Genomic DNA, 20493 nt, shown 5'->3' on the forward strand with positions numbered 1-20493 from the left:
TTAGTACTTATATACCACAATTCGATCATTTTGAAACACGACTACAAATCTGTATAATCGTATTGATTTTCTAAATTGATTTCGTGTCGATTATAGCGACGTTTAAACAATTTATAAAAATGAGAAACCAATACCCGCACTAAAGCGTACATCGGTATTCCTAGAATTACACCGACGACGCCAAACAAGGAACCTGCTGTTAATAAGACGAAAATAATTGTCACTGGATGGATAAACATGGTCTTGCCCATGACTTGCGGTGAAATCAAGTTGCCTTCAACTAATTGTACAACAGTCCAAACAACCGCCAGCTTGACGAGCATGAATGGTGACGTTACTAAAGCAATAATAGCAGCTGGTGCAATAGCAATTGCCGGACCGATATAAGGAACGACACTCGTAACCATTGCTAGGACTCCTAATAATAATGCATACTCCATACCGATAATCAAAAACCCAATATAAACCATGACACCAATACAAAATGCAACAATTAACTGACCTTGAATATAAGCACCTAGTTGCTTATCTGCTTCTGCGAATACTTCACGTGTATCATCGCGGAATCTTGGCGGCAAAAGTTTCAAGAAATAATCCGGCAAGTTTTCGCCGTCTTTTAAAAGATAAAACAAGATAAATGGAACAATAACAATCGACAAAATAACGCCCGTAATCGTCGAAATTAACCCCGTAATCCCAGTAATGACACTGGTTACTGTATTTTGCAACGTATCTGCTATATTTGCAGGCAATGTGGCAAGTAAGGTATCAACCGTGAAATTAGATTCACTATAGTAGTCGCCGACAAATGATGTTCTCAAAAATCCATCTACATTCGTCAATAATTGCATAAAATATTTTGGGAAATCAACGATTAATGTTTCGAATTGGGAGCGTAAAAAAGGAAAAACCAAGACGATTAGTAAGGTGATTAGTCCAATTACACCAAGAAAAATAATAATAATTCCCCAAATACGCGCTATTTTAAAATTCTCCAACATACGCAAAATCGGTCGCAATAAATAGAAGAAAACCAATGCCAATACAATCGGCAGCACGACTGTTTTCATGAAAACGCTAATAGGATGAAACAAGAACGAAACTTCTCTAAAAATATATACCACCAATCCGAGCAAAAGCAACGAAATTAGCGTGAATAGGGTGTTTCTGCCACCTAAAAAGCGAATATAACTAGTAGCAAAGAATGATGGCTTGTCCTCTGACTGCATAAGCTTCCTCTTTTCTGAATAAACTTTATAGTCTCATATTAGCATAATTATAACAAAGTTAGTCTAAGGGTTGCGACAAATATTCGCGTAACGCCTGTTTGTTTTGTTCAACATCGATATCCAAAACTGAGCCCGCGTGAGAATAATTCCCATAGCTATAGCTGTTTTCAACCGGCAAAGTCAATCGTTCAACTTCCCCGCCTCCTCCAGTTGCTAATTGCGCCGCTAACTTCACTTGGTCCAGTAACGGCATATCGGTTTGGACATAACCTTGTAATGCTCCAGCTAACTTAGGAAGTTTTGGAATAGCCGTAACACTAGCCATTTCATCTTTCATCGCTGTAATAACTTGCTGTTGACGACGTACTCGTCCAAAATCTCCTTCGTTATCGGCACGAAAACGAGCATATCCTAAAAGTTCTTTACCAGTTAATTTTTGAACACCTGGTGTTAAAGAAACACCGATATATTCAGACATTTCTTTTTCGACATCAATTTCCACACCATTTGGTGCAGCTACATCAACAAGACTTTCAAAACTCGAAAAATCGATTAGTGCATAATGATGAATTTCTACACCAAACATACCTCTTAACGTTTCTGCAAGTAAATCAACACCGCCCAAATAATAAGCGGTATTAAGTTTATAAGATTGATAGCCCGGAATATCTGCATAAATATCCCGCATAAATGAAGTTAATTTAATTTCGCCGTTCACTTTGTCATGTGTTACGAGCATCATCGTATCTGTACGAGACTTCTCCTCCCCGCGTGAATCCACACCTAACACTAAAATATTTTCATATTCTCCATTTGCTTCGTCTTCATTGAAGGTAACAGGTTCTTGTTGTGATTGATCTGCTAAACTTTCACCATTTTTAAATTGTATGAATGCATAAGTACCAATAGCGACCAAGACAATCAGGAGCAGGAAGATGATACCACGCAGTCGAAATCTTCTTTTTCTGCGTCTTTTTCTTTTAATGGGTTGTAATTCTTCTTCCATAAGGAATGCACTCCTTTCTAAACTTTCACGTCAATAAGACGTTATCGTGATCATTAAGTTTCGACATTTTTTAAATAGTGCAACTGGACATAAAATAAATAGTGCCGGTCCCCATTCCGTGAATATACTTGGCGGTCGTTCACCATCAGCACATTATTATACCGAAATTCAGTAAGCTAAAGGAAGCGTTCCACTGCTAGTATTAATAGAGAAGACATTTTTATTGTCGGAAATCCACTAGAGTGGTAAGATTCTTCTTATCAAGCTGACAGGAGACGATTAAATGACGGAAAAAGCGACATTTGCTGGCGGCTGTTTTTGGTGCATGGTCAAACCGTTCGATCAGTTTGACGGCATTGAACAGATCGTTTCAGGCTATAGTGGGGGACATGTTGAAAACCCTACATACGAACAAGTAAAATCTGGAACAACAGGTCATTTGGAAGTTGTGGAAATCACTTTCCAACCTGATGTCTTTTCTTACGAACAATTACTCGATATTTTTTGGCAACAAATTGATCCGACAGACGACGAAGGTCAATTTCAAGACCGTGGTCCCTCTTATCGTGCATCCATCTTCGTTCATAATGAACGCCAACGTGTGATTGCGGAAAAGTCAAAGCAGGAACTCAACGACAGCGGACGTTTCACTAAACCGGTTGTCACTGAAATCCGCGAGGCCACACCTTTTTACCCAGCTGAAGATTATCATCAAGACTTTCACAAGAAAAATCCCGAACACTACGAAAACGACCGAGCAGCATCTGGTCGCGATGAATTTCTTTCCTCTACTTGGGAAAAAGTTGACGCTTAATGTGTCAGCTTTTTTTACCCATTAAAATAAACTGATTATTCAACTAATAAAAAATTGGTTTAGATTTTTTTACTTTATTCTTCGTTTTCAGGGAGGTACTCGATTGAAGTTTATTGAATCTATTGACCCAATCATTATGCAATTGCTAGTCGTTCCCATCGTTGTTATTGGAATCGGAATTTTACTGTCCATTATCACTAGACGCATCTACATTGGACCGATTGTAACGATGGTTTTAACCTTAAGCTATAATTATTGGTATTTCACGACTTTTTTTCCCAATTCAGAATTATCATTTACGATGGTTTCGTCTTGGTGCATCATCTTCCCTTTAATATCTCTCTATCTTTCTTGGCTTGTTTCGATCCAAATTAAATCCATTAAAGCTTTGTTTAAAATGGAACCTGGAAAAATCGATTAATCTTTTTTATTGTGCAATAAGAAAAACAAGACAGCAATTATCGCTATCTACTAAACATGATAAACAAACCATTCAGAAAAAGTCCGCATAGCGAAATAGCAATTACTAAACTCGGTAAGTTACTGACTGCGATAAACGATGCTAGTCTGTCACCATAAAATTTACATAAAAAGGCCTACCTTTTAAGAATCCTAGCAGTACTTTATGTGAAAGCAATCCTTTCAAAAAACGTTGGTCAGCATCATTTCTCTATCTTCGCTCAAATCTATTATAATCCTACTATAATTTTTATTCCTTACTCAAATTTTATTTATTTTATAAATGAATACAAACTTGTGTTCCCACTGTCTATTCATTTAAAATAGAGGTGTGAAAGGCGGGTTGTCAATGAAACTCGTAAATTGGAGTTACGCAAAGCGCTATAATATAAAAGCGATTTTCGATGAATTTCCTCATGTCGTCGTTTTATTCCGTCAAATTGGTGGCTATTATTTTATCTATTCGATGAAAGGCCTGACCCAAGAGCATATTCCCGGTCGGCGTGATTATGTTCAGATGGAATACTTATTAAATAAAGAGTTAGGTATGTTGGAAGCTTATTTAGAACGCAAATCCAGATAAAACCTGCTTCTATTTTTAGTTTATCCGAGACCACGGGCGATTGCTATCGATTTCCGTGGATTTCGTGGTATACTAATCTTATTGTGAAATTTGGGAGGTACGTATAAATGATAGCAGTAAACGATGTGAGTCTTCGCTTTGGTGATCGCAAACTATTCGAAGATGTAAATATTCAATTCAACCCTGGTAATTGCTACGGATTAATTGGTGCCAATGGTGCTGGTAAATCGACATTCATCAAAATTCTTTCTGGTGAACTTGAAGCACAGTCTGGAAATGTCTATATGGGTTCTGGTGAACGCTTAGCGGTATTAAAACAAAACCACTTTGAGTACGAAGAGCATGCTGTCCTTGAAACAGTTATTATGGGCCATAAAAAGTTATATGAAGTCATGTCTGAGAAAAACGCTATTTATATGAAAGAAGATTTTTCTGACGAAGATGGCATGCGCGCAGCTGAACTTGAAGGCGAATTCGCTGAACTTAACGGATGGGAAGCAGAATCTGAAGCAGCTATTCTTTTGCAAGGACTTGGCATTTCTGAGGATCTTCACGACAAAACAATGGCTGAACTTTCAGGGTCAGATAAAGTAAAAGTGCTTTTGGCACAAGCTTTGTTTGGTAAACCAGATGTTCTATTACTGGATGAGCCAACAAACCATCTAGATTTGAAAGCTATTCAATGGCTAGAAGACTTCTTAATGAACTTCACGAACACAGTCATCGTTGTATCACATGACCGTCACTTTTTGAACAAAGTGTGCACGAATATCGCCGATCTTGATTTCGGTAAAATTCAGCTGTATGTAGGTAACTATGATTTCTGGTACGAATCAAGTCAATTAGCGACGCGTTTAGCATCAGATCAAAATTCGAAAAAAGAAGAAAAAATCAAAGAACTTCAAGCCTTTATCGCCCGCTTTTCTGCCAATGCATCTAAATCGAAGCAAGCGACATCACGGAAAAAAATGCTTGATAAAATTGAGCTGGATGATATTCGTCCGTCTTCTCGTAAATACCCGTTTGTTAACTTTACGGTCGGCCGTGAAATCGGCAACGATGTGTTGACAGTTAGAGATCTTAGTCAAACTGTAGACGGCAAGAAATTGTTAAACAACATTAGCTTTAATATGAGCAAAGAAGACAAAATTGTCTTGATTGGCGATCCACTTGCTAAATCCGCGCTTCTTCGTATTCTCGCTGAAGAAGACCAACCCGAAACAGGCGACAGCCGTTGGGGTGTGACAACGTCACGTGCTTACTTGCCACTCGACAACACATCCTACTTTGAAGGCAGCGAAACATCCTTAGTAGACTGGCTTCGTCAGTACTCACCTGAAGACGAAAGCGAAACTTTCTTGCGCGGCTTCCTTGGTAGAATGCTATTCTCCGGTGAAGAAGTGAAAAAGAAACCTTCTGTTTTATCTGGTGGCGAAAAAGTACGTTGTATGCTTTCGAAAATGATGCTTTCTCATTCTAACGTTCTATTACTAGATGAGCCAACAAACCACTTGGACCTTGAATCGATTCAAGCATTAAATAACGGCATGATTGCTTTTAAAGGCGCCATGGTCTTTACTTCTCATGATCATCAGTTTATCCAAACCGTTGCAAACCGTGTCATTGAAATCCGTGAAGACGGTTCAATTCTTGATAAGCAATTAGGCTACGATGAATATTTAGAATGGAAAGAGACGCAAGGCATTACAAACTAATCAATCGTTTAGTTGACTTAAAACAGGCTCCCCTCGCACGACTGAGGGAGCCTGTTTTTTTCTGTTAGGCAGAAAAAAGCTGAAGATCTGTACAGATCTTCAGCTTTTTTTATTGTTTATTTGGTGAAACGTTTTACTAATCTCCCTGCAGGTAATTTGGAAACGTATTTGTTTCCTGAATTCGATACTTTTTTAACAAGCGCTAATAGATCTTCGTCGCCTGCCCAGTGATCGGTAATGACTTCTGTTGGGAATTTGTTTAACATCGTATTGATAACGAATACCGCAACAACAACATCATCCAAAAATCCACCAGGTCCTACGAGAATCTCTGGCAAGAAATCAATGGGTGCGATAAAATACATAATCCCAGCACCAATAGCCGCTTTACTTTTCGAATCAATTCGGCTATCAAGCATTAACCTCGTTAACAAATGGAACAAATCAGGAGCAAACAAAACATACCCGCTCACTGTTCCGACAACCCCCGGTTTACTATCTACCCAGTTCTGCACTTTTAACCGTAACTTTTGGTAAAAGTCATGCTGCTTTTCTTCACTTGGCATCGGTTTTTTCAAATACTCATTCGTCATTTGTTTGTCCCCCTTGGGCATTCTGTTAACCATTAAAATACTAAGGTAATATTAGTGGCTACACGTTCTTTGTCAGCTACACCTTCAAAAATGGTGAATTTTACTGGTTGACCTGGATTCAATTTTCGGAATCCTTCTACGTTAATATTCATTTCCTCGAAAAAAAAGTCTTCCCCGTTATCACCTAGAATCATACCAATTCCTTTATTTTCATCAAATGATTTCACTTTGCCTTCCATTTTGAAAACCTCCCATATCGTCTTTATCCAGTCATCTTTTTATACCCTTCTGACACTTAATAAAAACCTTGCCGATTAAAGCTAATCAATTGCTAACGGACATTACCTTTTTTCATTCCATTAAAAAGAACCGCTCCCGAAAGAGCGGTTCTTGGTTATTATGCTTTAGTTACGTTTGTCGCTTGTGGTCCACGGTTGCCTTCTTCTACTTCGAATTCAACACGTTGCCCTTCGTCAAGCGTTTTAAAGCCGTCACCTTGAATTGCCGAGAAATGTACGAATACATCGTCTCCGCCTTCAACTTCGATAAAACCAAAGCCTTTTTCTGAGTTAAACCATTTTACTGTTCCTTCTTGCATGTAAATTACCTCCTGTAGTAAGAAAAATTTTAATATGGAATCTTTTTCAATAAAAAATTCACATATTCCCTAAAGTACCATTACTTGCTGATCACTTTTGGGAATATGTGAATAGCTGTGATTGGTCAAGATTTCATATTGTTTCATTTATTATATCAAATTAACCACAAATGTCAAACAAATCTAAAAACTTGTTTGAGGATTCCCATTAAATAACCAAATCAAGCCGTGAAATATTTGCAAATCTTCTTCACATGATTCACAGTACTCTACTTCTTCTTCATTCCAATAGCAGGAAAAAGCTATCTCTCTTTGCTCGTTTTCAGCAAATCGTTGGCTGAATTCTTTTTTTAATTCTTCAAGGTAGTTTCTAGCGTTTTCCGCTAAAGTGAACTGTTGTTGCGAAATAATTTGATCTTGCCATCCCTCAAACATCCACCAAGGTTCAAAATTTGCTCTTATGTAAATAATGTCATGCATGCAACAGCCTCATTTCTCCCTAGTTAGCATTGTGCCAAATCTTAATAGGCTTGTAAAGTGTTTCATTCATTTTTTTTACGAGTTTCGAAAGTTTGTATTGACTTCTTGTTTCACGTAAAATATAGAGTAGCAAGTGCAGTGAAATGAAACTTTTCAATGCGCAGGACGTATAGATTAAGTAGCAGTGAAGGAGGCCCTTTGCATGAAGCCCTTAAAGCCAATTGAAAATTTTATCAAGAGACAATCCGTGAGTCTACCGATAATGGCTGTGATGTTCCCAGTCCTTTATTTAGGTGCAGAAATTGGGTTGATTGCTTCTGGAGCAGTTGCAGCCGGAACTTATATCGCTAGCAACAGCACCCTTAAGCAAGTTCAAATTTCTACGGACTCCAAAAGTCTTGGCATGACGCGCAGCGAGTTAAAAAATGTGCGAACCCAAATAAAAGAAGGCAAAGAAAAAATCAAACAGTTGCAAGGCAATTATTATAAAGTTCGTTCGATTTCTTCTTTTAAGCAGTTGATGGATATGACGAAAATTGCCAATAAAATCATACTCATCGTGCAACAAAACCCAAGGAAGTTCTATTTAGCTGAACCGTTTTTTTATTCTCATTTAGATTCAGCAATTGAATTAACAGAAAAATATACGTTGCTTGTTGGACAACCCGTTAAAGACCAAGAAATGCGCATTGCTTTGCAAGACACACGGGAAATGCTGCTATCACTTAACAAAGTAATGGAGCAGGATTTAAAACGTGTGTTGTCTAGCGACATTGAAAAATTGCGTATGGAATTAGATTATGCACAATTGGCTGTCAATCAGCATAACAATCAAAAATTACTCGTTCAGCCAGAATCTGAACATGAGGGAGACGTGGAAGATGACAGAAAAACCTTCAACTCGAAGTGAGTTAGATGATTTATTGGAATCCCCTTTTGGTATGCAAATGAAAACGCAGGAACAAACACTTGGAGAGATAGCAGAAGAACGTCCTGTTACGTTGATGGATCGTTTATCAAAAGACGAGCAAGCGAAAGCGCGTGAGCTTGCTAAACAAATTCCTATTGGGAACAATGAAGCGATTCTTACTTATGGTGCCAATGCTCAAAACCAACTCAGCCAGTTTTCGCATAAAATGCTTGACCATGTGCAGAGCAAGGATATTGGTCCTGTCGGTGATGTGTTAAATGATTTGATGAAAAAGTTACAAGAACTGAATCCTGAAGAGTTGACACAAAGTAAAAAATCAGGAATTCGCAAGATTTTTTCAAAAGCTAAGTATTCGATCCAAGAAATGATGACGAAATACCAAAAGCTTAGTAGTCAAGTGGACCGCATCAGCATCCAACTGGATCATTCCAAACGTGGACTTCTCGATGATGTGCAAATGCTCGAACAGCTTTATGACCAAAACAAGACTTATTTCCAAGCATTAAATGTCTACATCGCTGCTGCAGAAATTAAGCGTGATGAAATTATGAGCGAAACGATTCCAGCACTACGTAAAAAAGCAGAAATGTCACAGGACCAAATGGTTTATCAAGAAGTTAACGATATGGTTCAATATGTAGACCGTTTGGAAAAACGCCTTTATGATTTACAATTATCACGCCAAATTACCATTCAAAGCGCACCACAGATTCGTATGATTCAACAAACCAACCAGACGCTCGCAGAGAAGATTCAGTCATCTATCATGACATCCATTCCGTTATGGAAAAATCAAATCGCCATTGCTTTAACTTTAAACAAACAGTTAAAGGCTGTTGAAGCTCAAAAGCAAGTCACTGCAACTACTAATGACTTACTGTTGAAAAACTCTGAAATGCTGAAAATGAATTCAATCGAAACAGCTCGTGAAAATGAGCGCGGCATTGTTGAAATTGACACCTTGAAAAAAACACAAGAAAATCTATTAGAAACAATTGAAGAAACCTTAAAAATCCAGTCAGAAGGTCGCAGAAACCGGAAAGCTGCTGAGATTGAAATCGGTCGCATGGAAGAAGATTTAAAACAGCGTTTGCTCGCCATTCATGATGGTCATGAATCAAATAACAACTGACAAAAATGCCTCTGAAGCTAAAGCTTCAGAGGCATTTTATTCTATAAGGTCGTTTGGACAGTATTTTATCTAAATCCGACAGTATCAGGCTCTATTCCGACAGTATTTCAGCTAAACCCGACAGTATTTGTGTCCGGTCGGACAGTATATCCAATTAACTGGAAAAGACTATAATCTATTATACAAAAAAGAATCAAAAAAAACTTGCGCTTAGCTTTATACGCCTTCAGCCTGTCTGAATTACCAAATGTAAGCTTCGCTTCAACAAACGCAACGTTTGTTCAACAAACTGTTCTAAAGAATCGGCGCTAACGGATTTATTGCCATACATCATCTGATAAAATGCTGCCTGCTCTTCAGAAATCGATTCACTACTTAAAAACAGATGCAACACTTCAATGCCTTGTTTTTTAGCTTCTGCTACAGCGTTTGCTGTATCCACTATGCCGTTCTGCGCGTAATTATAGGCAGATGGCTCACCATCGGAAAAGACCAGTAAAAATCGGTGTTTTTCAGTCCGGCGCTTTATCCGGCCATTCATCCAGCGAATAGCAAATCCATCCCGATTGTCTTCATGGGCTTCAAAGGAAGCGATTTCTTTAGCATGGTCTATGCCGCGGTCTTCAAATTTATGCATCCACTCAAAATAGTTTGGCTGCTCAGCATCACTTGCTTCGTATGCATCCTCATAAAACAGCACAATTTCATGTGGCACATTCAAGCCTCGCAACACGTCATGAAACAACAACACAGCTTGTTTGGTTTCTTCTAACTTATCAAGCATTGAAGCAGAGCCATCGATCAATAAACAAAAAACCGCATCTAATTCTTTAGAAGGTGCTGTTTTTCGGTAAAATGGTTTGGGTCGTTCTTCGATAGCAAGCGGCACTAACTTTTTTGATAACCTGCCTGCGTTCAGATTACTACGCACACCTTCCTGCCTTTGTGTCATTCGTTTTTTTAATTCTTTTAATAACGCACGTACGTAAGGCGCTTGTTTTTGACGCCAGTCTTCAATTTCTAAGCGATGATCGCCGTCTACTTGACTCCGCGATTCGTAATAAACCACTTGATCATTCGCTGAGCCAAATTGACCTTCTGCTTTTTTAGGCTTGCTTGTCATTTGTCGGTCATCTGCATCACCATCTTCTAAATGTTCGCCTCTTGAATCGCCTTTTGCCGTTTGTTCCACGTCTCCTGTACCCTCTTCTTCCCTGCCACCTTCAGCAAGCTGCGAATCGCCACGTTCAAGCTCAAACTCCATCGCAGGGGCCTCACTCATCTCGGTTTCTCGGTGCCAAGACTCAAACCATTCTTCAATGGTGTCAATTTCTTCTGGTTCTTCTGCTCTGTCACTTTCAATCCCTTCATGGTAATGAAAAGGTGGCACTTTTTCCAACGCTTCGCCAAATGTATAATAGCTATGGATTGCGTCTGTTTCAAACATAAATTCAGCACGGTCCATTATTTGATCTACGACTCTTATAGAATCCATCGTTGTTTTCGCATCATACAATTCAGTCCAAATTAAAGATAATGCCCGAGGCAGGACCTCCATCTCTATTTCAACATTACGCAAACGCAAATAGGCCGCATTGATCAAAAAATCCGCTTTAAAGCCTTTTTTGAGATTTTGTTTGGATTGGTCTTTGTGGTATTCCTTATAAACCATGTCTCTTATGTCAAAAGCTGCCACTGTTCCTGGTCGAGCCGTCTTGATCTTTTCAGATAACCGAAATTCTTCTGCACATAACAGTAATTGTTCTCTTAAATTGGGCAAAGTCGTCTTACTTTTCTTAAACTCGCGCCACGCAGCTAAACTGAAATCACGCCAAAATCCACCCGCCATTAAATAAATATCCGATAAATAACCGTTGCGTTCGACTCGCTTAGAACGATGGCGCCAAAAGACACTAATCGACATGGCAGCTTCTGACGGCCGCAACTCTACTAGTTTACGGGTTGTTACTTTTAAATAAGGTGCATCGGCCAGTGCACCCGCAAGCATTTCCATTTGGTGAAGCAATTTCGTATCGATGGTTTCATTATTAAACTGAATAAAGCGGTTAACTGATGCCATCATTTCCACCTACTTTTTCCAAGTATGAGCCAAGTCCATGAACAAATCACGTTCACTTTCATCATCTAATTTTTCTGCAATGGCGTATTGTACTGCGCGCAGAGGGTCCATATGTTGAGATAGAGCCGTTGCATCTAGCAAACTTCGAATCGAAGCCGCTTCTTCTGATAATAAGCCATTTTTTACTTGTTTCATTAAATCCTCTGCTAAATTCAGGATAAACGATTTCAAACTTTCTTCTGCATCTGGGAATTCGCGGTCCCATAAGTCAGCTAATTGCTGACCCGTTAAATATGGAATCGGATAAGCAATAAATCGGTTTTTTAATGCTTCATTCATAGGTGCAGTCCCAATGTAGCCTTCATTTATCGCTGAAATCACACCGAAATCAGGATGAGCTCTAATCACTTCTCCTGTAAACGGATTGGTCATCATTCGACGATGGTCCAAGGCGCTGTGGAGAATTGGTAAAGTTTCTGCTTTGGCCATATTGATTTCATCGATATAAAGGAAATGGCCTTTTTTCATCGCTGTCACGACAGGTCCTTCAACAAACTCGATGATGCTTTGTCCGTCTCGCTGTACCAACGTTTTAAATCCTAAAAGCGCTTCTGCATCAAGATCTACAGAACAATTGATACTTTGCATCGGCTGGCCAAAAAGCGATGATATACTTTCTGCAAGCTTTGTCTTGCCGGCTCCCGTTGGTCCTTTTAATAGCACAGGCTTTCGCAATACAATTGCAGACAAAATGTCTTGCCAAAGATGATCGTCCGGTGCAATATACCCTGACTTACCAATCAATTTATCGTATTCTTCATGATTTCGTTGTTGTCTATTTGCAATATCTTGCTCAATCACTGACATTTGGATCTCCTCTTTTCCACACAAAAAGCCGATGTACACCATCGACTTTTCATCATTCTATTATGATTCGAAATAAGTTTTATAGAACCCACCAATTTTTCCGGTATTGTCCACTACAAAAATGAATTCTTCGGTTTCGTTTTTAACTTCATATTCTTTACCTACAGTTAGTACATTCGAGACCAAAAATTTAGCTGCGTCTGTATGCTTACATGTAACGGTTTTGATTGTTTCTTTTGCTAACCATTCGTTATGAATCATTGTCCTCATCCTTTTCTATCTGTCTCTCTTCAGTATAAGGAAAAAGCAGATTAATTTCAAACAGACTCTTACTAGATGGATATCCTTGTTACTTTTTCGTAAATTTCGCACGATACAAATAACGCAATAGCACAACCATTACAACAACAAACGACAGTAAAATTAGAAACACTTGTACGTGCTCGAGAATTGTCTCATAGGCATAAGGAAATGTTCTGCCGACATTAAAATAAACGAGCAGCCAGACAAATCCAGCTGTATAGGCAAACATCATATAACGCATAACCGGAAAGCGGTTAGCACCCACAACATAGGGCATGGCCCAACGAATGCCCGGCAGGAAAAAACTAAGAGCAATTGCCCATTCTCCTCTTTTTTCCAGAAACTCACTAAATCGACTGATAGGTTGCTTCAGACGGGTGCCGCTTAATCGCATTAGCAAGCGATGCCCTAAGCTACGACCAATAAAATAAGCAAATGTATTGCTAGTAATCAATCCTGCATACGCTGATAAAAAAGCATAAGTTGGCTTAAAGTCACTAATTTCTGTTAACACGCCTGATAAAGCCGCTGCTACTTCATTTGGAATGGGTAAGCCAAATAACAGAAGCCAGTTGAATATGAACATGCTTATGTATCCATGCTTTTGTATCAATTCGATTAAAAATGAAATATCCATAGAACATTTCCGCCTTTAAACTACTCTTTCCTTTATCATGACAAAAAAAAGATAGTCCTGCAATGCAGGACCATCTTTTACATCATTTATTAAGATTCTAGCAATAGATCTTCTGGGTTTTCGATCATGTCTTTGACCATTTTCAAGAAACCAACAGAATCGCTTCCGTCAATTACACGGTGATCGTATGAAAGAGCCACGTACATCATTGGACGAATTTCAACTTCATCGCCAATAGCTACTGGACGTTTTTGAATTGTGTGCATTCCAAGGATACCTACTTGCGTACCATTTAAAATCGGTGTAGATAGTAATGAACCAAAGACGCCACCGTTCGTAATTGTGAATGAACCGCCTGTCATGTCTGCGATTGAAAGCTTTTTATCGCGAGCTTTTTTAGCAAGTTCGCCAATTGTTGCTTCAATTTCAGCAAAGTTCTTTTTGTCCGTGTCGCGAACGATCGGTACCACAAGTCCTTCTTCAGTTGAAACCGCAATTCCTACATCGTAAAACTGTTTTAGCAATACATCTGTACCTTCTAATTCAGCATTAACATATGGGTATTTTTTTAGTGCAGCAGTAACTGCTTTTGTGAAGAATGACATAAAGCCAAGTTTCACATCGTTATTTTTAAGGAATTGATCTTTTTTGCGGCTACGCAATGCCATAACATTTGTCATGTCGATTTCGTTGAATGTTGTCAACATTGCAGTTGATTGTCTTACTTCAAGAAGACGTTTTGCAATTGTTTGACGGCGTCTTGTCATTTTTTCACGAACAACGCGACCATTTTCTTCATCAGAAGAAGGTTTAGCAGTTTTAGGTGCTTCTGCTTTTGCAGCAGGTGTACTAGCTACAGGTTGTGATCCGTGAGCTTCAACGTCTTGAACGCGTACACGGCCCATCGGATCTACTGGAGAAATCGCAGCCAGATCGATTCCTTTTTCACGTGCCAATTTGCGAGCTGCTGGGCTTGCAATGGTACGGTCAGAAGAAGATTGCTCTTCAGCTGCTGGATCTTTTTCTACAGGTTCTTGAGTTGCAGGAGCTACTGTTTTAGCTGGCTCTTCCGATTTAGGAGCTTCTTCAGTTTTAGGTTTTGCAGCTTCGCCAGAACCTTCACCAACGATCGCGATCACTTGCCCAACTTCAACTGTATCGCCTTCTTGTGCTAAAAGTTCTTGAACCACTCCAGCTTCTTCAGAAATAACTTCAACGTTAACTTTATCTGTTTCTAGTTCAACGATGAATTCTCCTTTTTCAACTGATTCGCCTGGCTGTTTAAGCCACTGAGCGATTGTTCCTTCTGTAATCGATTCTGCTAATTCTGGTACTTTGATCTCTGCCACAAAAAATTCCTCCTTAGATTATCCTTACAATTTAGCTAATGCTTCGTCAATAATACGTGTTTGTTCTACTTTATGCTCTTCTCCGTCACCTTCTGCCGGACTTTGACGCTGCGTGCGCCCGAAGTATTTCACTTCTTTACCGTCTGACAGTTCGCGTAAATACGGATCTGCAAATGTCCACGAACCCATGTTTTGTGGCTCTTCTTGTACCCAAGCTAATTCTTTAGCATTTGGATAACGATCGATAACCGCTTTAATCTTCTCAGCTGGGAATGGATACAATTGTTCTACGCGGACGATATGTGCCCATTCATAATCCGTTCCGTCTTTCACTCGTTCTGCTAAGTCAATCGCCATTTTACCGCTTGCAAAAAGAATACGTTCTACTTTTTTCACAGATTTGCCCATATTTGGCTGTTCGATGATGGTCTCAAAATGACCTTCTGTTAAATCATCTACTGACGCACCTACTAGTAGATGACGCAACAGCGATTTTGGTGAAACGATGATTAATGGACGTATTGAATCTTCCTCAAGCATTTTAGCCTGACGGCGCAAAATATGGAAATAGTTTGCTGCACTAGAAAGATTCGCGACTGTCCAGTTATTCTCAGCAGCCATTTGAAGATGCCTTTCTAGGCGTGCACTTGAGTGTTCTGGTCCTTGGCCTTCATAACCATGAGGCAGTAACATAACAAGGCCCGATTTCTGTCCCCATTTCGCGCGTCCCGCAGAAATGAATTGATCAAACATCATTTGTGCCATATTCGCGAAGTCGCCATATTGAGCTTCCCAAATAACTAATGCTTTATTATTTTCAACATTGTAACCATACTCGAAGCCTAATACAGATGCTTCACTGAGTGGACTGTTGTAAACGACAAATGATGCTTTAGCATCTGAAATGTGATGCAATGGAACGAGTTCATTGCCGTTTTTATCATCATGCAGAACAAGGTGACGATGAGCAAATGTGCCTCGCTGTGCATCTTGACCAGTCAATCGAATGGGGTTGCCGTCTTGCAAAATCGTACCGAATGCAAGTGTTTCAGCATGCGCCCAATCAATTTTCCCTTTTCCTTTAAAAGGCTCTTCACGACGCTTTAAAATTTTAGCTAATTTACCAAAAGTTGAAAAGTCGGTTGGCCAAGTCAATAATTCTTCGTTCATTTTAGTTAAGACAGCTTTATCAACGCCCGTTGGCACTTCAGGATAACCGTTTAAAACAGCTTCCGGAATTTCAAGTTTCGGGAATTCTGCAGATTTGTTTTCTTTCACTTTGTCATAAGCTTCTTGCATTTCTTTTTGAGTATCAGTATCAAGTTTCTTCACATCAGCCTCAGATAACACTTTTTCAGCTGCTAATTGTTTACCATAAAGTTCACGAACTGTATCATGCTGATGAATGCCATGATACATGGTTGGATTCGTCACTAATGGCTCATCCATTTCGTTGTGTCCGTATCGACGATAACCGATTAAATCAATTAGTATATCTTTGCCAAATTTCGCACGGTATTCAAAGGCCAAACGAGCAACTGCAACTACTGCCTCAGGCTCATCCGCATTAACATGAATGACAGGCACTTCAAAACCTTTTGCAGGATCAGAAGAATAATGTGTTGATCTCGAATCAAATTGCTCTGTCGTGAAGCCGATTAAGTTATTGGCAATAACATGAATAGAACCACCTGTTTGATAGGCTTTAACACGACTGAAATTTAATGTTTCGGTTACGATACCTTGTCCTGGGAATGCCGCATCCCCGTGTACAAGTATCGCGTAGGATTTTTTAGGATCCATTTTTGCGATACCGGTTTCATCCGTTACTTCCTGCGCAGCACGTGTTTGCCCGACTACAACGGGACCGACAATTTCCAAATGAGAAGGGTTATACGCGAGTTTCACACTTGTTCCATTGGCAGACTTATAAGCTGCACCCATATGGTATTTCACATCGCCAAACCAACCTTTAGTGATTTGAAGTGAACCGTCTTCTGGTAGAAAAGCATCGTCTCCTACATGCGCGAAACCGGCAAACATCATCTCATATGGTTTGTTCAAAATATGCGTAAGCACATTTAAACGACCGCGATGCGCCATCCCGATCATGATGTCTTTTGTGCCTGCTGATTCAGATAACTGAACTAGCTCATCCATTAAGACAACTAATGAATCGACACCTTCAATAGAAAAGCGTTTTTGTCCGACGAATGTGCGGTGAACGAATTTTTCAAAACCTTCAACGCGAGTTAACAAATCAAGAACTTGTTTTTTCTTGTCTGCATCGAGTGTTGGTTTAACTTCGCCTGCTTCGATTTTCTCCTGCAACCAGCTGCGTTCTTGTGGCTGAATTACGTGTGAAAATTCAAAAGCAACTTTATCTGTATAAAGAGATTTCAAATAATTAATCGCTTCCAAGCCATTTGTTACATTGCTCGGTGCATTATTTAAAATCAACGCTACAGGTACTTCTGTTAAATCTTGTTCGTTCAAGCCATATGTTGATGGTTCCATACGACTCGTATCTTTTGGTTGATCATTTAACGGATAAATATCTGATGCCAAATGACCATGTGCACGAATTGCTTCTGCTAGATGAACAGTAGCCAAAACCTTTTCAAAATTATTCGGCTCTACAGCTGTTGTAGCTGAAGCTTGGTGGCCTACAGTAACTTCAATGGGTGATCCGTATTGCTTAAAAAGTTCAACGTATTCTGGATCAAGCAATTCCGGGGATTCTTGATACAGGTCATACATTTCCATTATGTATCCCAAGTTAGGACCCGTAATGGAGCTCCACGGTGATTTTGCATCTGAATAATTGCTAGACATTAAAAAACCTCCAACTAGTTGTTTGACGGCAGTCACTTTATTTGTATATGTCTTGCCTATTTTATCACGCATCCCATTAGACTTAAAGCAGAAGGCGCTTAGGTAGGACAAGTTTAAAATTCCCTATCAATCTTACTACTTCCTCGATGAAAAACAAAGCATTTTCGTGAAAAGATTCACATAACAGGATTTAATGTGATTTTATCCATTTTCTTACTCTCATCTGACCAATTTACAGAGATTTAGTCAGTAGTTTGAATAGAAATGACAAGTTCCCTTGCCTTTGGCTTTCGCTAAATAGAGTGCTGCATCGGCTTTTTTTACTAAACTGTCAAAACTATTTCCATGAACAGGATAAACGGCAATTCCCGCTGATGATGTTGGCGTGAATTGATGTTCGTTAATGTACCAACCTTCAGAAAGCGTTTGATTGATTCGATTAATAACTTTTTCGATATGCTGCTGGCTTTCTTCTGGAACAACGTCGCACAATGCCACTAAAAATTCATCGCCGCCTATTCTGGCGACTAAATCGTTTTTTCGTACGCTATTTTGAATTGCTTGACCAAAATGGTAAATAAATTCATCGCCTACGTCGTGGCCGAATTGGTCATTGATCAATTTGAAGTCATCTCCGTCTACATAGAGCCATGCAACGTGTTCTTTTTTTTGATCTGCCTGTTTTGTGATTCGCTCAAATTGTTGGACCATATAACGGCGATTCGGTAGACTCGTTAAGCTATCATGGTAAGCCATAAAATGTAGTTGCTCTTCTAGCTGCTTTCGGTCTGTCACGTCAAATAAGATTGATAAAACTTGATAGGTCTTTCCGTCTACATTCATTAAAGGAATGATTGTGCAGTCTACCCAGAAAAAGTCCCCATTTTTCTTCATACTTTTAATTTGTCCACGCCAAATCTGACCTTTTCGAATCACGTTGCGAATCTCACCGTATTGTTCTGCAGAAATTTCTGTATTTCCTATCTTAGAGATAGTTAAGCCGATTAATTCTTCAGATTTATAGCCCGTTAATTCATTAAAATTATCATTGACGAATTCTATCGTACCAGAGACATCCCATATTGCGACAAGTGCTGCGTAATTAAGAGCATCCTTGTAGCTTTCCAGAATATTCTCCGTTTTTTGCAGTTCATTTTTTAATAACAGTTCGCTCGTTAATTCCCTAAAGACAACGTGGAACGCACGAATTATGCCATTTTCATTAACGGGAGAATAACTGACGGAAAACTTTGCTTCTATCCCATTTTGCTTTTTGCGCTTCATGATGACAGAAGTGCTTTCTGATGTGGAAGAGAATTGTTTTAAAAGATTTTTCCCAGCACGAAACAGTTCTTTTTGCTTGTCGGGTATATCTTCATAAAAAAGACTGACCCAATCTTGTTTTTTTACTCCAAATGCTTTTTCATAGGCTGTATTCAAATCAATAATCATGTATTCTGCTGAAATCATAATCATCGGATCTACAGAATTTTGGACCAAAGATTCATAAAACAAGTAATCTTCTTCTATTTTCTTCTGATCAGCAACATTTTTTGTTACTGCGAGCACAAATGCCTCACCTTCAAACACAATTGGCGTCAATTCGGTTTCCATTGCCACATCCAGGTCACTGAACAGGTTATAATCACGGTAAGTATGTCTCACCCCTACTTTTAAGGCAATCAAATACTGCTTTTTAATTTCCTTCGAAAGTTCTGGTGGCATGCTGTCATCAAGATTAGTTCCGATTAGTTCTTTTTTAAATATTGCTTTACATATCGGATTAACATACAGATAACCGAATGTATTACCCGTCTGCTTCATAAAGTAAACTGGATCTTCAAGATTTTTGTAAAGCAAATCCAGTTGTTCTGTAGTAAAAGGCATTCGCATCTAACGCACCGCTTTCCGTTACACAAATTGACTTGAAAGAGTTGTAACTTGTTCGATAAATTCTTTGTAATCTGTTTGCTCATCCAAAGGTTCAGTAGATAAAATGCAGCTATTTTCCCCACTGCTAGACCAGTTAAATTTAACAACTGATAAATACGTCGCATTACCAGTTAGTTGAAGACGAATAGTATCTTCTGTTTCAGAGACAGCACATTTCACCATGCCACCTGGATTGTATACCGTTACGTCGCCATAAGGCACGAGCCCTGCTAGACAGCTGATTAGTGCCGAAGCTGTCATTGCTGTACCACAAGCATTTGTAAACCCCACACCCCGCTCATACGTCCGTACGAAGATTCCGTTTTCTACTGGCGTTACATAGCTAACGTTAACACCATCTGAAAAATAATTGTTTTCTTCATTAAAATAGTGTGCCCATTTTTGCTGATGGCTTGTATCTTTCTGTAATGCTGCTGGAACGATGCCAATTAAATGTGGATTGGGGACAGATACCGCTGAAAATGGAATTTCTTCCGATATAAAAGGCAATGGTTTGTGAAGCCATTCACTGTTACTTAAGTAACTCATTGGTAAACTATTTAATGCAAATGATATCGGGGAGATTTCCACGGCGTAAGTTTCGATTTTATCGTTCAAGGTTTCTTCTTTTTTAACATGAAGAGAAGCTTTCATCGTTTCGATCACCGCTTCGGTCACACCGTCACGTTCACACACAAACCGAGCAACGCAACGGAGACCATTTCCACACATGGAAGCTTCTGAACCGTCAGTATTGAAAACTCGCATTTTTGCATGAGCGATCGTTGATGGCAAAATCACTAAAATTCCATCGATGTCTTGATCTATTGAAGAAAGCTGAATTGCCAATTGTGCATAATCCTCATGTTCCTCACCTTCAAACATATAAAAAGTGTTCATAGAGCCGTGGACTTTTAGCAACGTCATTTCCATTTTGATCACCTCTTTAA

General features: G+C 39.2%; 20 protein-coding genes. 6 read left to right on the forward strand and 14 right to left on the reverse strand.

What is annotated here, in order from left to right; all coding sequences use genetic code 11:
• Positions 1 to 41: 41 nt before the first annotated feature.
• Together AJGP001_RS09110 and AJGP001_RS09115 are read right to left on the reverse strand one after the other, a co-directional pair.
• Complete coding sequence (locus AJGP001_RS09110) at positions 42 to 1229, reverse strand: AI-2E family transporter (protein WP_078080444.1); 1188 nt, start codon at positions 1227 to 1229, stop codon at positions 42 to 44.
• Positions 1230 to 1287: 58 nt separating this feature from the next.
• Entirely contained in the window at positions 1288 to 2235 is a 948-nt protein-coding gene (locus AJGP001_RS09115; RefSeq protein ID WP_078080445.1) for an LCP family protein, read from the reverse strand.
• A 283-nt stretch (positions 2236 to 2518) separates the two neighbouring features.
• Here AJGP001_RS09115 and msrA point away from each other — a divergent pair, with 283 nt between their 5' ends.
• The 4 genes from msrA to AJGP001_RS09135 all read left to right on the forward strand — a co-directional run bounded on the left by msrA (position 2519) and on the right by AJGP001_RS09135 (position 5806).
• Positions 2519 to 3049 carry a peptide-methionine (S)-S-oxide reductase MsrA gene (gene msrA / locus AJGP001_RS09120; RefSeq protein WP_078080446.1) on the forward strand — a complete coding sequence of 177 codons (531 nt, stop codon included), beginning with the start codon at positions 2519 to 2521 and terminating at the stop codon, positions 3047 to 3049.
• 103 nt (positions 3050 to 3152) lie between these two features.
• Positions 3153 to 3470 carry a hypothetical protein gene (locus AJGP001_RS09125; protein WP_078080447.1) on the forward strand — a complete coding sequence of 106 codons (318 nt, stop codon included), beginning with the start codon at positions 3153 to 3155 and terminating at the stop codon, positions 3468 to 3470.
• 387 nt (positions 3471 to 3857) lie between these two features.
• Complete coding sequence (locus tag AJGP001_RS09130) at positions 3858 to 4091, forward strand: hypothetical protein (RefSeq protein ID WP_058385260.1); 234 nt, start codon at positions 3858 to 3860, stop codon at positions 4089 to 4091.
• A 107-nt stretch (positions 4092 to 4198) separates the two neighbouring features.
• Positions 4199 to 5806 (forward strand): ABC-F family ATP-binding cassette domain-containing protein, encoded by a 1608-nt coding sequence (locus AJGP001_RS09135; RefSeq protein ID WP_071153006.1) that lies wholly within the window; start codon positions 4199 to 4201, stop codon positions 5804 to 5806.
• Positions 5807 to 5922: 116 nt separating this feature from the next.
• Here the strand turns inward: AJGP001_RS09135 and AJGP001_RS09140 are convergent, their stop codons facing one another.
• The 4 genes from AJGP001_RS09140 to AJGP001_RS09155 form a co-directional block, all read right to left on the reverse strand.
• Positions 5923 to 6399, reverse strand: coding sequence for a YkvA family protein (locus AJGP001_RS09140; protein ID WP_058385258.1), 477 nt, complete (start codon positions 6397 to 6399; stop codon positions 5923 to 5925).
• Positions 6400 to 6431: 32 nt separating this feature from the next.
• A complete protein-coding gene (locus AJGP001_RS09145) occupies positions 6432 to 6638 on the reverse strand; it encodes a cold-shock protein (RefSeq protein ID WP_058385257.1) in 207 nt (68 codons plus the stop codon).
• A gap of 158 nt (positions 6639 to 6796) precedes the next feature.
• The gene (locus tag AJGP001_RS09150) at positions 6797 to 6997 is read right to left on the reverse strand and encodes a cold-shock protein (protein ID WP_058385256.1); all 201 of its coding nucleotides are present in this window, start codon (positions 6995 to 6997) and stop codon (positions 6797 to 6799) included.
• Positions 6998 to 7180: 183 nt separating this feature from the next.
• Positions 7181 to 7477, reverse strand: a complete 297-nt coding sequence (locus AJGP001_RS09155; protein WP_071153007.1) for a DUF1033 family protein — start codon at positions 7475 to 7477, stop codon at positions 7181 to 7183.
• Positions 7478 to 7679: 202 nt separating this feature from the next.
• Between AJGP001_RS09155 and AJGP001_RS09160 the strand changes: the two genes are divergently transcribed.
• The gene (locus tag AJGP001_RS09160) at positions 7680 to 8387 is read left to right on the forward strand and encodes a 5-bromo-4-chloroindolyl phosphate hydrolysis family protein (protein ID WP_078080448.1); all 708 of its coding nucleotides are present in this window, start codon (positions 7680 to 7682) and stop codon (positions 8385 to 8387) included.
• On the forward strand, positions 8359 to 9540 hold the full coding sequence (locus AJGP001_RS09165) for a toxic anion resistance protein (RefSeq protein WP_058385253.1): 1182 nt from the start codon (positions 8359 to 8361) through the stop codon (positions 9538 to 9540). Before AJGP001_RS09160 ends, AJGP001_RS09165 begins: the two co-directional genes overlap by 29 nt.
• 226 nt (positions 9541 to 9766) lie before the next feature.
• Here AJGP001_RS09165 and AJGP001_RS09170 read toward each other — a convergent pair whose 3' ends face one another.
• From AJGP001_RS09170 to dapF, 8 genes are all read right to left on the reverse strand, one after another.
• Positions 9767 to 11620: a vWA domain-containing protein gene (locus AJGP001_RS09170; protein ID WP_078080449.1), complete on the reverse strand. Its 1854-nt coding sequence runs from the start codon at positions 11618 to 11620 to the stop codon at positions 9767 to 9769.
• Between the two features lie 9 nt (positions 11621 to 11629).
• Complete coding sequence (locus AJGP001_RS09175; RefSeq protein ID WP_078080450.1) at positions 11630 to 12487, reverse strand: ATP-binding protein; 858 nt, start codon at positions 12485 to 12487, stop codon at positions 11630 to 11632.
• 60 nt (positions 12488 to 12547) lie between these two features.
• A complete protein-coding gene (locus AJGP001_RS09180) occupies positions 12548 to 12748 on the reverse strand; it encodes a DUF6501 family protein (protein WP_071154324.1) in 201 nt (66 codons plus the stop codon).
• 88 nt (positions 12749 to 12836) lie between these two features.
• Positions 12837 to 13427: a DedA family protein gene (locus AJGP001_RS09185; RefSeq protein ID WP_078080451.1), complete on the reverse strand. Its 591-nt coding sequence runs from the start codon at positions 13425 to 13427 to the stop codon at positions 12837 to 12839.
• Positions 13428 to 13516: 89 nt separating this feature from the next.
• Positions 13517 to 14776: a 2-oxoglutarate dehydrogenase complex dihydrolipoyllysine-residue succinyltransferase gene (gene odhB, locus AJGP001_RS09190; RefSeq protein WP_078080452.1), complete on the reverse strand. Its 1260-nt coding sequence runs from the start codon at positions 14774 to 14776 to the stop codon at positions 13517 to 13519.
• Between the two features lie 24 nt (positions 14777 to 14800).
• Positions 14801 to 17611, reverse strand: coding sequence for a 2-oxoglutarate dehydrogenase E1 component (locus AJGP001_RS09195; protein ID WP_078080453.1), 2811 nt, complete (start codon positions 17609 to 17611; stop codon positions 14801 to 14803).
• Between the two features lie 246 nt (positions 17612 to 17857).
• On the reverse strand, positions 17858 to 19504 hold the full coding sequence (locus AJGP001_RS09200) for a sensor domain-containing diguanylate cyclase (protein ID WP_078080454.1): 1647 nt from the start codon (positions 19502 to 19504) through the stop codon (positions 17858 to 17860).
• An 18-nt stretch (positions 19505 to 19522) separates the two neighbouring features.
• Entirely contained in the window at positions 19523 to 20476 is a 954-nt protein-coding gene (gene dapF / locus AJGP001_RS09205; protein ID WP_071154561.1) for a diaminopimelate epimerase, read from the reverse strand.
• Positions 20477 to 20493: the final 17 nt, after the last annotated feature.

The sequence above is a fragment of the Planococcus faecalis genome (genome assembly GCF_002009235.1).
Taxonomy (GTDB): domain Bacteria; phylum Bacillota; class Bacilli; order Bacillales_A; family Planococcaceae; genus Planococcus; species Planococcus kocurii.